Below are 14573 nucleotides of genomic sequence, written 5' to 3'. Positions count from 1 at the left end.
GATTTAAATAAACATTGCAAAAGAGCTTTCCAATTGGAAAGCTTTTTTGCATATAAAAGTAATCTGCCGCGGGTTTAGCGCAGCGTAACCCGTGGTGTAGCATCATTTAAGTTTCTAACTTAAATATCAAAAACAAACCTAAACCGCATGAGCCGCAACTACAAATTCCACAATCAGGGGTTTCCCTATTTCGTAACCTTCACGGTTGTAAACTGGATAGATGTTTTCACAAGAGTTGAATATAAAGATATCATTATAGAAAGCCTTAAATACTGCATTAAAAACAAAGGGCTAAAGTTATATGCCTGGGTAATCATGAGTAATCACGTTCATTTGATCATCGGCACAAAAGATAAGCCCATGCAGGACATTTTAAGAGATCTCAAAAAACATACATCAAGAACAATAATAAAAACTATAGCCGAAAATGGACAGGAAAGCAGGCGTGCCTGGCTGCTTTGGTTTTTTGAACGGGAGGGGCGGAAGAATCCAGCTAATGAACATTATCAATTTTGGCAACAAGGGAGTCATCCTATCGAATTGTTTGGTGATAAGATGGTAGATCAGAAGCTTGATTATTTGCATAATAATCCGGTTACAGCCGGTTGGGTGGATAGGCCGGAAGATTTTCTTTATAGTAGTGCGAGGGACCACGCGGGTATTGAAGGTTTGATAAATATTGAATTGATGTATTAGCTTTTTGTGGAGGTTAAGTTAAAAACTTAACCTATGCTTCCCACGGGTTACGCTGCGCTAAACCCGCGGTAGATGTTGTTCCGATATCGCTAAACTCGCGGCAGTAGTGTATATTTATCGGCAAAATCATCTCTATAAAAAATATGGGTTCGTCCAAACAGCTTGTTGAAAATATGTTTAAGGCCGGTGGCATCACTATGAATGGTAACAATCCATGGGATCCGCAGGTTCATAATCCAAAATTGTATGACCGTTTGCTTGGCGGTGGATCATTGGGTTTTGGCGAAGCATATATGGAAGGCTGGTGGGATTGTGAGGCCTTGGACGAGTTCTTTTTCCGTGTACAGTATTACCGGGTTGATAAAATGTTGCCCCGCGATTTCAATACATTAAAATATTATTTAAAAGCCAAATATCTGAACCAGCAAACCAAAGCCCGTTCAAAGGAGGTAGTGCGCAGGCACTATGATATAGGTAACGACCATTATGAGCTGGTGCTTGATAAATACATGCAATACTCGTGCGCCTATTGGGATAATGCCGAAACTTTAGATGAAGCACAGGAAGCAAAGCTTGATATGGTATGCCGTAAGTTAAAATTGGAGCCTGGCATGAAAATGCTTGACCTGGGTTGTGGCTGGGGCGGCCTTTCGCAATTTGCGGCTGAGCGATATGGGGTATCTGTAGTGGGGGTAACCATTTCGGAAGAACAGGCAGCTTATGCCCGTGAAAAATGTAAAGGCCTGCCTGTGGAAATAAGGGTGCATGATTACCGTGAACTGCATGATGAATTTGACAGGGTAGCATGCGTGGCCATGACCGAGCACATTGGCTATCGCAATTACCGCACCTTAATGGAGGTTGTTAATCGTAACCTGAAGGACGATGGCATCTTTTTGCTGCATACTATCGGCGGTAACTACTCAACAAAAATCACTGATCCCTGGATAGATAAATATATTTTTCCGAATGGGATGCTGCCATCGGCGGCTCAGCTTACTACGGCTTCGCAGGGATTATTCATTTTGGAAGACTGGCATAACTTTGGTGTGCAATATGACCGTACCTGTATGGAATGGCTCAAAAATTTTGAGCAAACCTGGGATCAGCGTACCGATGAGCAATACGACGAAACTTTTCACCGTATGTGGCGCTATTACCTCAGCGCAAGTGCAGCATCGTTCAGATCGCGGAAAAATCACCTTTGGCAAATAGTTTATACAAAGCCAAAGCATTTAGGTGAGTACAAATCGATTCGATAAAATCGCAATTCATCTATTCATTTTAAAAATGGCGTAAAAATACGTATTCAATAAACGGGTTTTTACTTATCTGAAAATCAAGTATTTGGATTTACTTTATTGTATTTCCGTAAATTCCTAAATACTTGCATTATGACGCCATCATACCTGAACCGGTCTTTCCGTTTCTATCGAAAATTGTTACCCATCCTGTTGCTTTCGGTAATATTAAGCAGCTGCTACACGGCCCGGGTAGAAACTAAAGCGCAGGCCGGCTCGGAGGTGTCGCATCAAAATGTCAATTTCTTTTTCTGGGGGGCTATCCAAAGTCCTAAGAGAATAGTTACCCCTATATGTGATTCCCTTGGTTCCAATGGCATGGCCGAAGTTACGGTGAAGAATAATTTCGGTTATTCGCTCCTTACCGTGATCACCCTGGGGATCTGGAGCCCAGCAAGGGTAGAGTGGAAATGCGGTAAACCTTGTGCTAAAGACGGCGTAATAAAATAAGCGGCTATGAAAGTTATTAAAACAGGGGTTAGCAGCTGGGAAAACCGACACGAAACTTTTACAGAGCAAATTAAAGACCTGTATGAGTTGGGCAACGAAGCCAGTCTTGATGCGCTTGATAGCTACAATGACGCCACCAAAGGGCTGCAAAATCTCATCAAAGAAGCGATTGAAACTGATACGCCATTGCGGTCGTTAGGGGCAGGCTGGTCATGGACAAAAATAGCCACCGTTAAAGATGGCGTAATGCTGGATACCAAACCGCTCAATACCAGGTTTACGATAGCAGACACTGCTATAAACCCAGCCTATACCGGCGACAAAGAGCACCTGCTTTTTGCACAAAGCGGCAATGGCATCTGGGAGCTTGGCGAATTCCTGAAAAACAAGGGAATGTCGCTCAAAACTTCGGGGGCGAGTAACGGACAAACTATAGCCGGGGCAATTGGTACGGGTGCCCACGGCTCGGCATTTGATTTTGGCGCAGTCCAGGATTTTGTGTTGGGCTTACATATTGTTGTAAGTCCCGACAGGCATATCTGGCTGGAAAGGGCATCGGCACCCGTAGTAGCGCAAAGGTTTATGGACTTGTTGCAAACCCAACTGGTACAGGATGATGAACTCTTTAATGCAGCCCTGGTAAGTTTCGGCAGCTTTGGTATTATACATGGGGTGCTAATGGAAACCGAACCGTTGTTTTTATTAGAAACTTATGTGCAACGCCTGCCTTATGATGCACAACTGCAGAGCATAATGAAAACATTGGATTTTAGTACCGCTAACCTTCCTCATGGTAACGAACGCCCTTTTCATTTTTCGGTGTTGCTCAACCCTTATGATCTGGATAAGGGGGCTTTTGTAACTACCATTTACAAGCGGCCTTACCGTACCGATTATCAGCCGCCGGTTGATAATGCAGCAGGGATTGGGCCGGGGGATGATGCCGCCAGTTTTATTGGTACCATTACTGATGCCGTGCCGGCTTTGATCCCTTTTGTGGTTACCAAAGTGCTGGACGCCAGCATGACACTTAACAATGATCCACATTTTGGCACCCTTGGCGAAATTTTCAGTAACACCACATTGCGGGGCAAATTACTAAGTGCCGCAATCGGCTTCCCTGCGGAACTTTCGCCGAAAGTAGCCGACCTGATGATTAATATCAACAAAGATATCGGGCCTTTCACCGGTGTATTCTCGTTCAGGTATGTTAAGCAAACCAAAGCAACACTGGGCTTTACCCGCTTTGAGCATACCTGTGTTATGGAGCTGGATGCACCACTATCCGACAATACATACAGCTTTTATACCCAGGTATGGCTCATGTTGGAGCATGAAAATATCCCCTTTACTTTTCATTGGGGCAAAGCCAATGAGGTTACCCCTCAGCGCATTCAACGAATGTATGGTGCTGCAGCCACAAGTTGGATCAACGCCCGAAAAACCCTGCTCAATGCCGATTGCCAGAAAGTCTTTACCAATCAAATTACACAACAATGGGGGCTGGCCTGACATATCGAAGTTGTTGGAAGGCTGTAACCTGTTGCCTGTTTTTGTGCTGTGTAATGGTGGAGTTAAAAGCCCAAACCATAACTCAGATCATTGCCGAAATTAAAGGGGTAAACAACAAAGTAACCAACTGGCCCAACAGTAATGGGCAGGGGATGCTGATCTCCAACAAGGCCATGAATATTTTCCTGTCCAATAAAGTAAGCTCCTATCTCTCCGGAAACGAAGACCTTTCGTTGTATAAAAACTATGTTAATATCAATGCAGCAGAAGGGATGATCAGTATTAACCACAATTTTCATCAGCCCATAGATAGTGACGATTGGGTACGATCATTTGTAATAGTGGGTGCACGGGTAAACATCGCTAACGCCTATGCTGCTAAGCTTACAAACAAATACTTTGATAATAAGCTTGGTTTCACTATTCAAAAAACATGGATGGGGAAACCTTCAATACATTATGCAGCAAATGGCAACTTCAAAAAAGAAATGGATGCAGCCCGGGCAGTAATGGTAAACACAATGACCCAAAGCATCAGCAAAAAAGCTGAAGAATTTGAACAATCACTTAATAATTTAAAGCAGGATGAAGTACCCGGACAAAATCTGGATGAAGTAAAAAGCAAGCTCCGTAAAAACTTTTATACCACACTGCGGGCCGATTACCTGCAGCAGTTTTCTGAGCAGCAATCGGCACTATTGGTTAATACCGGTAATTATGACCTGGTTACTGATAACTGGACAAGCCTGGGTGTTTACATTCCGGTTATACCGCAAAAATTTATGGTGAGCACTGATGTTAATGCACAGGTTAACAAACGCTATAATTATCCCCTCGAATTATTTATAAGTCATACCCGCTTCTGGGAGAGCCCCAAATTGGGCAGGTTCTTTTTAACCTTTGCTGGAAAAGGCTTTGTGAATAATTCGGTACAAATTGGTTCTTTGTTCAACGCTGATGTAACAGGGCAACAGGGCGTGGACGGAACAAATACGGTTACCATAAATAAAGGCGACAGGTACATTGGTCAATATAAAAACTTTATAACACCTGCTGCAGCGGGTAAGCTGGTGTACATCCCTTCAACATCGCATGTGGGCGTGAGTTTCCGGATCGAAAAAAACTGGGGGACTTACAGGGCGCTTAACTCCATTATAGGGATCCCCATTGTTTTAATAGATAAAAAAGGAGTGCCTGCCATAAATTTTGAAGCACAGTTATTACTTCAGGACATGAATAACTCTTTGAAAGATACTCATCTGCCTTATAATAAAATCGCTGTGGGTTTAACAATAGGGATTCCGTTTAGTAAAATAGTGTACTAAACAAGTTTGCCCATCTCCTCCAAAACCGCCCTTTTCAAAGCCATGGTATAACCCACATGCAAACCCTCATGAAATGGCAGAAAACGGATGCCCTCTTCAATATTGCTCAGCGTAACGCCGTAACGGGTTGTCATCGGTTGATAATTTGCAAAGATGCCTGCATGATAATCTTCTTCCAGCTTATCAATGGTTGAAATAAGCAGCTCTTTAATCTCGGCTATTTCATCCGCATTAATAAAACCTTGTGGTTTAGTATCAGGGCGGTAAGGGGTATAGTATTTGTCATCAACCACAACAGGTACGCCGGCCCGGGTATAGCAAATTCCCTGCTGGCCCGAAATAAGGTGTGCCAGGTTCCAGATCAGGTTGTTGTTAAAGCCGGCAGGGATATGGTTAAGTTGTTCGGGGTTAAGGTCTTTAACAACGTTAAGCAGCATCAGGCGTGGTTTTTTGATAACCTCAAATTCTTGTTTCATTTTATATGGGAAGGGTTAAGGCTTTACAGCTATGCTAAATTATGAAGATTGTGGTATAATTTCGTCAAATTATCACATCGCCGCCGTCAACGTTTTATGGCTTATATCTTTTATCATACCTTTGCCCATTCATTTACTCATCCATTTTAATGCAGGATATCTCTTTAAATAGCGCACCGGTAAAATATAACAAGCCAATAATTTATTTTTTACTGTTGTGGGCTTTGCTAAATGCGGTACAGGCATTTACGCTCGAGATTCATGCCGATGAAGCTTACTATTGGGTTTATTCCCGGTTTTTAGATTGGGGATATTATGATCACCCTCCCATGGTGGCCGTTTTTATTAAAGCCGGCTATAGTCTGATGCATAATGAATTTGGCGTGAGGCTTTTTACAGTGATCAGTACTACAGCATCGTTATACCTCATGTGGATGATGTTGAAACGGTATAAGGTTGATGCCATTAATTTTATACTGGTGGTTTCAGGCATCTTTGTATTCCACATTTATGGCTTCACAACTACGCCTGATGCGCCGCTGCTGTTCTTTACCGTGCTGTTCCTTTATTTTTATCAGCAGTATATCGAAAAGGATAGCCTAAAGCTTGCCCTTATATTAGGTGTTGTGATTGCCTGCCTGCTGTACAGTAAGTATCACGGTATTTTGCTGGTTGTTTTCACGCTTGCATCTAACATTAAATTACTAAAGCGCGGATCGTTTTACGGCATAGTAATCCTGGCGCTTGCATTGTATGCCCCTCACATCATTTGGCAGGTAAACCATGATTATCCCTCAATAAGTTATCACCTTAATGAGCGCTCGGCCGATGACTATCAATTGGATAATACTTATTTGTACCCTTTGGGCCAATTGTTAATGGCCGGACCGCTGATAGGCTGGTTCTTGTTTTACAAAGGGTTTACAACCAAAATACAGGATGTGTTTACGAGGACCTTACTCGTTAACAGCGCGGGCATTTTGCTGTTCTTTTTTCTTACATCTTTTAAAGGCGAGGTTCAGCTCCATTGGACGCTTATTGCTTATGTACCGCTCAGCATGCTGGTGCTCATTAGTTTTGCCAAACCTGCAGGCAAACCTGCATGGTTTAATCGTTTAGCTATAATAAATGTAAGCCTTATTGTACTTGTGCGCATCTGTATTATCTGGGGGCCGCCCTTTTTGTTAAAGATAGATGCCATGAAAAGCTTTTTTGGTTTTAAGGACTGGGCCCATCAAATCCAAAAAAAAGCGGGGAATAATTATGTGATCTTTTATGAAGGTTTTCAGGACCCTTCCAAATACAATTTTTATAATAACACCACCCATGGGCTTGCCTATGATTCAAAGCATTATCGCCGTACCCAGTACGATATCTGGCCGATAGAAGATAGCCTTCAGCATAAAAAGACATATTATGTACTGGATATATGGGTGCCGAATGTTACTACTGATACCATTAGTGGCTTTGCCGGTAACTGGTATGGTGGCTGGGTTGATGATACACGTACCTATCAACGGGTTGAATTTGAATTATCTTCAAATAAAAAAACTGTTAGTCCGGGGCAAAAAACAGATTTCGATCTGACGGTCAAAAATCCATATCCCTTCACTATTAATTTTAGTAACAAGGGACAAAAGCATCCCGTATTTTTTGAAGCCGCTTTTTTTAAAAAGACCGATCAGATAACAAATCAAAAAGCAGAAGACTCTTTTTATAACATTGTGCTGAAGCCGGGCGAAAGCACCCACTTTAAATTTAACGTAACGGCGCCTGATCAGCCGGGGCGCTATCAACTCATTTTTTCGCTTCGTACCGAACCATTTTTTGGCGGCCGTAACAGCAAGAGCATTAACATTACAGTAAAATAATAAATCAGCTATGTTTAAACGCATATACCTTTTAGTCCTTTTTTCGATCATAACCACTACAGCTGCCCTCGCGCAAGGCAGCCTTGATATCCATTTTAACGGTTTGGGTTTTATGGATAACCGCGAGTACAAGGATTTTGTAGCCCGCTCGCGTACCTATTCGGGCGTGCGTACCACACTTGATCTTGGCCTTAACATTGATAGCCTTAACCACTTTATTGTGGGTGCTAACGGTATTCACGAGTTTGGTGCAAAACCTTACTTTTTAAAGGTGAACCCGGTTGCTTATTATAGCTTTACCGGCAAAAGCTGGTTGTTTAACGCCGGTGCCTTCCCCCGCGAAGGTTTGCTGGATGATTATCCACGGGCCTTGCTGAACGATACTTTGCGTTACTATCGCCCTAATGTTGAGGGTTTGCTGGCGCGATATCATAATGCTCACTTTACGGAAACCGGTTGGATTGACTGGGTAAGCCGCCAAACTGTTACCGACCGCGAGCAGTTTCTGTTCGGCTTTTCGGGTAAATACAGGCCAAGTTTAACTGGTCCGTTTTATGTAAGCCATTACTTTTTGCTGGAGCATGATGCAGGGGCCGAAGTGCTGTTGCCTGATGATCATATCCAGGATAACGGCGGCGGACAGGTAAGATTAGGTTTAGACTTCAGTCATAAAACCATTTTAGATTCGTTATCTATTGAGGCAGGCGGCATGATGTCGTTTGAGCGGGTACGTGGTGTTGACGGTTTTCACAAACCGGCCGGCTTTGTGGCTAATGCTTATTTAAGCTGGAAACGTTTTGCCTTGTTTGATGAATTTTACAAGGGCCAGGGCAGCCACATTATTTATGGCGATGCTTTTTATGAAAAGAAAACCTATAACAGGCTTGATATTATTTATACGCCGTTTTTATACAAGCGTGTAAAAGGGCAGTTTATATTGAGCCTGCACCAAACACCGGGCTACAGCAGCAACCAGGAGGCCTTCAGGGTAACGGTTGACCTGGGCCGCCAAACGCTGGTGAGGTTTAAGGATTAGTGAGTGGTTGATTGGTTTGATCAGGTGAATGGTTGCCCAATAGCTCTTAGTAAATGTATCTTATCACGGCAGATCCTGCAACTTTCTGCCGAGATGAGAGGCTCATGTAATGCGCCACAATAAATGTTAACCTTTATAACACACATATATATCATCCATGCAATTAAAAAAACAACTATTAATTTTTGCAGTACTACTGCTTGCGGCACCTGCAAGGCTGCTTGCACAGGACAATCAGTTTTCGGGCTGGGCGGCTATATTTCATAGCCAAAAGCTATCCGATCACTGGGGCTATTCGTTTGATGGACAATTACGCTCACATGATGAGGTAAGCTACCTTAAGCATATCCTGCTTCGCCCTTCGGCTAATTATTATTTTGCTAAGAACAAGGTGGGAGCTTTAGGTTATGCCTACATTGCCACTTATGGCCGTACTGCCGGCAACGAAACAACTTTTCGCCCGGAGCACCGCATCTGGCAGCAGTACACTTATACGCACAAGCTTACCAAACACATACAGCTGGCTCATCGCTTAAGATTGGAGCAGCGCTTTTTAGGTAATACTGCCGATAATAAGAATGATCGTTATTTTGCCCAGCGTTTCAGGTATTTTGCCCGTGCAGTGATCCCGATGAAACCCGATTCGGATGTGTTTACAAAAGGTACTTTCCTCGCCCTGCAAAACGAGGCTTTTGTAAACGTGCAAAACAAGAATAAAGTAAACAAACACTTTTTTGATCAAAACCGTGCTTATGTAGCCGTTGGCTATCGCTTCAGCAAATCATTTGATGCCGAAGCCGGTTACCTCAACCAGTACATTAAACAGGCTGATGCCTATGTGATAAACCATGTAGCGCAGGTGGCTTTTTATACAAGGTTTTAGAACTTTATAAATCCCCTCTTGAGCGGACATTTTAAAAAAAGAAAATGTCATTTCGACAAACCAAGAGTGGGCCTTGTGTGCTGGAGGTGAGGAGAAATCTTCTACGCCCTGTTTTTGAAGGTATAATTGTAGAGCCTGATGTATAAGATTTTTCGCTATCGCTCAAGAGATAGTTTCTCTTTCGCTCTACCACTCAACCCGCCCCTGCTCTATCGAAATGACATTTTTTAAGATGTGTACACAAAAAAACCTTGCCAATATCACTGGCAAGGTTTTTTTATTAACGATGGTAGGGGGTTAAATCATTACTTCTTCGCCTGCGCAATTACCTCATTATTTAAACGTACATATTCCTCCGTTTTCATATCAGTGGCCATTTTCACGCCTTCCTGGGCTGTGGTTGTAGCTGCGGCTTTATCACCTTTTTTCAATAGGATGCGTGCCTTCCACAGTTTAGGCACAAAGGGAGGGAAGTTTTTATCTTTTTCCAGCTCAGTTGCCCAGGCTAAAGCTTTGTCCATATCTTTATTGTTGTTATAATAGTAGATCAAAGCTTCGTAGTAAGGTTTTTTATCGGTTTTCATGGCCGAATCGATCCGCGCCATAACCTTAGCATCAATATCGGTGGCCATGTGGATTACGAAACCGCTATGCTCCCACATCATCTGCAGATTGCAGGTAGTTGTGGTTACATTGGTAAAAGCAAGGGTCATTGTTTCGGTAAGCGCGGCAACACGTTCTGTTTTTACTTTGAAACGCAGGAAATCATCGGCTTCCTTATACATATACGCTCCCCATTGTTTAGGCTGTTTACTGAGGATGATCGTCCACTCTTTTTCGCCGGGAATACTAAACAGACCGTACTCGCCCGCCGGAACCTTGTTGCCTTCCATGCTTACCTCATCGGTAAATTTAATTACCGTGGCAGAGTTAGCGCCCGTGCGCCAAACGGTTCCGTAAGGTTCCATGCCTCCAAATATTTTACGGCCTTTTACATCCGGACGGGAGTAAGTCAGATTGATTTTTCCGAGGCCGAAATCCTGCACAATACTTTGTGTTGAACTGGGCTGCGGCGTTAACTGCGCATAGGTATTTACCGCAGTAAATACCATCGTGGCGATGATACAGATAAATAACTTTTTCATGATTTACGGTTTTAATAGTGGTGGAATATAAAACGCTGTGTTATAATTGGTGTGCTATTTTTTATCTGCAGTAAATGTACCCGCGTCAACATCCTTCAAAAAGGCAATGAGGTTGGTGAAGTAATTTTGCTGATCATCATACATGCTCATGTGACTGCCGTTGGGGCACAGGTAAGTACGGCTGTTGGGCAATAAATGACCTTCCTTTTTCATGTCTTCGGGGTTCATTTCGTCATGGATGCCACCTAAAACAAGGGTCGGTGTTTTTATACCCTTCAGTTTATCCCAAAACTCCCATCCTTTAAAATTGCCGGTTACGTGAAATTCATCAACGCCCTGCATTTGTATGTAGATGGTATGGTTTGCTTTTTTGAAGGCGCGCCAAAGCGGTTCGGGCCAGCTTTCTACAGGAAGCCGACAAATTACCTGGGTGTACAGCTTGTTCATCAATAAGTCGTTATATTGAGGCGAGTCATATTGTTTAAGCCTGTCGAGCGAATCAAATACGGCAATATCACGCGGGGTGAAAAATTTCTTTTTTAGCTCTGCCGCGTAAGTAACATAGCCTTTTATCCCGGCTGTCATGTTTGATAATACCGCACCCTTAACATGCGATTGATATTTATGCAGGTATTCCATAGCCAGCATACCGCCCCATGAATGGCCGAGGATGTAAAAATTATCTAATCCCAGGCCTTTGCGCACTTCTTCAACTTCCTCAACATAGCGGGGGATGTTCCATAAAGATGTATCAGCGGGGGCATCTGAATTGCCACAGCCTAACTGATCGTAATAGTAAAACTCGATACCTTCCTTCGGCAGGAAATCTTCAAAGCATTCCATATAATCATGCGAAAAACCCGGGCCGCCATGTAATAGCAATACTTTTATTTTACCATCGCCAACTTTTTTCGTCCATACGTTATACTTCCCGGCAACTTTGATCATTTTGCTGCCGCCGGTTTTTATTTCGTAAGGTGCATTTGTTGGTTCAGCTGTAGTATCCGCAGTTGGTTTTGATGGATTACTGCAAGCGCAAAAGCAGGCAGCGATCAGCAGGAAGAATAGCTTTTTCATGTTAAGCGATAGGAATGGTGGATGGATATCTTTTGAATAAAGATACTAAGAAGCGGATTAAAAGCAGCTTCGTCAGATTATAAAAAAAGCGTCATTGCAAGGTACCCCGCAATGACGCTTCTATATATTTTAAACAGGTTTTTTTCCTTTGCAGAGGTTCTTAGATCCTCTCAATATCCCCGCTGCCGGCTTTTGAGCTTGAAATATTTTTAGCTCCGCCGGTATAATGCACATCGCCTGAGCCGCTTACTGAGGCATCAATTTTATTGCTGGCGTTGATGGTGGCATCACCAGAACCGGCTATGTGTACCTCGGTATTAACGGTGATCAGGTCGCGGGCAGTAAAATCGCCTGAACCTACAACACTAACTCTCGAATTATCGGCCCGGCCTGAAAGTTTCATATCGCCAGAGCCCGAAATGCTGCTGTCCAGGTTTTTAGCATTCACTTTGCCCAGCATATCACCCGAGCCAACTACTTTTAGTTTTAAAGAATTGGTAGTGATCCCTTCTTTAAAATAAACATCGCCCGAGCCGGCAACGTTAATGCTGGTCATATCTTTAGCCACAACGTGAACTATCATTTTACGGCTACGGCCAAAGCTCCAGTTATCCCAGCTGGTGCCTTTTTTACTGTAGATCTTCAATACACCGCCTTGAACTTCGGTAATGATCTTGTCAATAACATCTGAAGGGGCTTCAACTTTTACCGATTCGTTTGAACCCTGTGTAAAGTAAACATCAAATGAGCCAGCCAGGTCAATGGCACTAAAGCCGGATAGATGACGGTCTTGCGTAGTTTGATCGGCATGTTTAACAATAGGGTTTAGTGGTTTGGCAGTGCTGTAACCTGCGGTTCCTGCTGCTAATATGGCGGCCAACAATATTTTTGAGATCGGTTTCATGATGGTTGTTTTAGTTTCGTTTTCAAATTAGACGCGGGCAGGGGGAGGAAAGTTGCACCGGATTTGATTTTTTTGTGGTTGCTTTGGTGAGTAGTTGATTGGGTTGATTAAGTGAGTGGTTGGTTTGATTAAGTGATTAGTTGATTCGGTTGATTGAGTGAGTGGTTGTTTGGGGTTAAACCATTCACCCAATCAACCACTCACTCAATCAACCATTACTCAACCTTAATATAATAATTAAAGGTATCCACTTCCACATTGTCCTTTGTTATACCGTCGATCTTAACCGGGGTAAACTGAGTGGTAGGTTTAATAAATATATATCCGCCGCCTTTAACGCGTACCCTTATCGGCATGTTAAAGCCATCGGCATTGGCAATCCATTTCGAATAAAGCTTGCCGTCTTTAACAACAAACTGCAGGGTTGGGATGTCTTTATAATGCAGGTACTGGTCAAATACAGGGGCCAGGTTCATGCCTGCCTGTTTGCAGATGTAGCCTACAATATCATCATAGGTAACCGTTTTATGATAGAACGTTTTGTTAAGTCCGCGGAGGATGTTGCGCCATTTATCATCGTTATTGATGATGGTGCGCACCATATTTAGAAGGTTGCCGCCTTTATAGTACATATCGCCTGAACCTTCCATATTTACGCCATATGGGCCAACAATAGGTTTATCATTACGGATATTTTTGCGGGTACCGTTTACATACTCCTGCCCGGCTTGTTTGCCATAATAGGTTTCGATGAACAGCGATTCGGAATAGTTGGTGAAACTTTCGTGGATCCACATATCGGCTACATCTTTTGAGGTGATGTTATTGCCAAACCATTCGTGCCCGCTTTCGTGTACCACAATAAAATCCCATTTTAAGCCCCAGCCTGTACCTGAAAGATCGCGGCCGAGGTAGCCGTTTTTATAGTGGTTGCCATAAGCGGTTCCGCTTTGGTGTTCCATACCCAGGTGTGGGGTTTCAACAAGTTTGTAACCATCCTCATAAAAAGGATATGGGCCAAACCAGTATTCGAATGATTTAAGCATCCTCGGGGCATCAAGTCCCCATTGTTTTTTGGCTTTATCAACGTTGTAGCTTAATGGCCAGTAATCAAGCGTTAACGGGCCTTTTTCGCCCTGGTAAGTGCCTTCAAAATGGGTATAGTCGCCAATGTTGGCTTCTATATCGTAATTGTTGATGGGATTGGCCACAAACCAGTCGAACCGGGTATAGCCGTTGTTCAGGTCGGTTACTTTACGTAAACGGCCGTTTGAAACATCTTTTAAGCCGTTGGGTGCGCTGATGCTGATGAGGGCGCTGTCAACCTCGTCATACTGATGGTCTTTAGTTGGCCACCAGATGCTTGCGCCAATGCCCTGGCAGGCTGTAGCTATCCAGGGTTTCCCAAGCGAATCGGTAGTATAAACTATCCCGCCATCCCAGGGGGCTCGTTTAGCTATAGTTGGGTTGCCGGAGTAGTAAACGGTAAATTCATCCTTATTGCCTTTTTTAATTGTTTTTGGGAAGGTGACAAATACTGCGTTAAACTCGCGGGTGAAAGGGATTTCGGCGCCCTCATAAATAACCTTCTCTATTTTCAAATTGGCAAACAGATCGAACTGTAGTTTGGTAAAGTTTTGAGTAGCAGTGAATTTAAACAGGTTACTGCCGCTGATGAATTTTTTATCGATATCAAACTTCACATCAAGGTGATAATAATTGATATCATAACAGGTGCGCAGCGGCGTTAAGCTACCACGGAGCGAATCGGCACGGGTAAAGGTTTGTTTATTGGTACCTAATTGGGCATGGGCAGGTAACATGAATGTACCGGCGGTAAGCAGTGTTAAGGCTATTTTATAAAAGGAACTTATTTTCATTTCAATTGGTATTAATA

Annotated in this window: 13 protein-coding genes; 8 read left to right on the top strand and 5 right to left on the bottom strand. The window is 43.2% G+C overall.

Translation table 11 applies throughout. From position 1 onward, the window contains the following. The first annotated feature begins 147 nt into the window (after positions 1–147). The 5 genes from ACFFGT_RS20920 to ACFFGT_RS20900 all read left to right on the top strand — a co-directional run bounded on the left by ACFFGT_RS20920 (position 148) and on the right by ACFFGT_RS20900 (position 5284). The gene (locus ACFFGT_RS20920; RefSeq protein ID WP_377024459.1) at positions 148–696 is read left to right on the top strand and encodes an REP-associated tyrosine transposase; all 549 of its coding nucleotides are present in this window, start codon (positions 148–150) and stop codon (positions 694–696) included. Positions 697–839: 143 nt separating this feature from the next. Further along, on the top strand, positions 840–1958 hold the full coding sequence (cfa, locus tag ACFFGT_RS20915; protein WP_377024458.1) for a cyclopropane fatty acyl phospholipid synthase: 1119 nt from the start codon (positions 840–842) through the stop codon (positions 1956–1958). A 132-nt stretch (positions 1959–2090) separates the two neighbouring features. Continuing rightward, positions 2091–2447 (top strand): Bor/Iss family lipoprotein, encoded by a 357-nt coding sequence (locus ACFFGT_RS20910; RefSeq protein WP_377024457.1) that lies wholly within the window; start codon positions 2091–2093, stop codon positions 2445–2447. A 6-nt stretch (positions 2448–2453) separates the two neighbouring features. Further along, on the top strand, positions 2454–3959 hold the full coding sequence (locus ACFFGT_RS20905) for an FAD-binding protein (RefSeq protein WP_377024456.1): 1506 nt from the start codon (positions 2454–2456) through the stop codon (positions 3957–3959). Positions 3960–4012: 53 nt separating this feature from the next. Further along, on the top strand, positions 4013–5284 hold the full coding sequence (locus ACFFGT_RS20900) for a hypothetical protein (RefSeq protein ID WP_377024455.1): 1272 nt from the start codon (positions 4013–4015) through the stop codon (positions 5282–5284). On the opposite strand, the gene ACFFGT_RS20895 is transcribed toward ACFFGT_RS20900, so the two are convergent. Continuing rightward, positions 5281–5760: a DinB family protein gene (locus tag ACFFGT_RS20895; RefSeq protein WP_377024454.1), complete on the bottom strand. Its 480-nt coding sequence runs from the start codon at positions 5758–5760 to the stop codon at positions 5281–5283. The genes ACFFGT_RS20900 and ACFFGT_RS20895 overlap by 4 nt on opposite strands. 149 nt (positions 5761–5909) lie before the next feature. Between ACFFGT_RS20895 and ACFFGT_RS20890 the strand changes: the two genes are divergently transcribed. From ACFFGT_RS20890 to ACFFGT_RS20880, 3 genes are all read left to right on the top strand, one after another. After that, positions 5910–7631: a glycosyltransferase family 39 protein gene (locus tag ACFFGT_RS20890; RefSeq protein ID WP_377024453.1), complete on the top strand. Its 1722-nt coding sequence runs from the start codon at positions 5910–5912 to the stop codon at positions 7629–7631. Positions 7632–7641: 10 nt separating this feature from the next. Continuing rightward, a complete protein-coding gene (locus ACFFGT_RS20885; protein WP_377024452.1) occupies positions 7642–8667 on the top strand; it encodes a lipid A deacylase in 1026 nt (341 codons plus the stop codon). A 157-nt stretch (positions 8668–8824) separates the two neighbouring features. Further along, positions 8825–9550, top strand: coding sequence for a DUF2490 domain-containing protein (locus tag ACFFGT_RS20880; RefSeq protein ID WP_377024451.1), 726 nt, complete (start codon positions 8825–8827; stop codon positions 9548–9550). Between the two features lie 305 nt (positions 9551–9855). On the opposite strand, the gene ACFFGT_RS20875 is transcribed toward ACFFGT_RS20880, so the two are convergent. The 4 genes from ACFFGT_RS20875 to ACFFGT_RS20860 form a co-directional block, all read right to left on the bottom strand. Then, complete coding sequence (locus ACFFGT_RS20875) at positions 9856–10695, bottom strand: DUF2911 domain-containing protein (protein WP_377024450.1); 840 nt, start codon at positions 10693–10695, stop codon at positions 9856–9858. Between the two features lie 54 nt (positions 10696–10749). Further along, entirely contained in the window at positions 10750–11772 is a 1023-nt protein-coding gene (locus ACFFGT_RS20870; RefSeq protein ID WP_377024449.1) for a proline iminopeptidase-family hydrolase, read from the bottom strand. A gap of 160 nt (positions 11773–11932) precedes the next feature. Beyond that, positions 11933–12676, bottom strand: coding sequence for a head GIN domain-containing protein (locus tag ACFFGT_RS20865; protein ID WP_377024448.1), 744 nt, complete (start codon positions 12674–12676; stop codon positions 11933–11935). Positions 12677–12891: 215 nt separating this feature from the next. Beyond that, positions 12892–14556, bottom strand: a complete 1665-nt coding sequence (locus ACFFGT_RS20860; protein WP_377024447.1) for a M1 family metallopeptidase — start codon at positions 14554–14556, stop codon at positions 12892–12894. Between the last annotated feature and the right edge of the window lie 17 nt (positions 14557–14573).

Source organism: Mucilaginibacter angelicae, assembly GCF_042434235.1.
GTDB lineage: Bacteria > Bacteroidota > Bacteroidia > Sphingobacteriales > Sphingobacteriaceae > Mucilaginibacter > Mucilaginibacter angelicae.
Note: the sequence above shows the minus strand (reverse complement) of the source record. Positions and strands in the feature narration are given on the sequence as shown.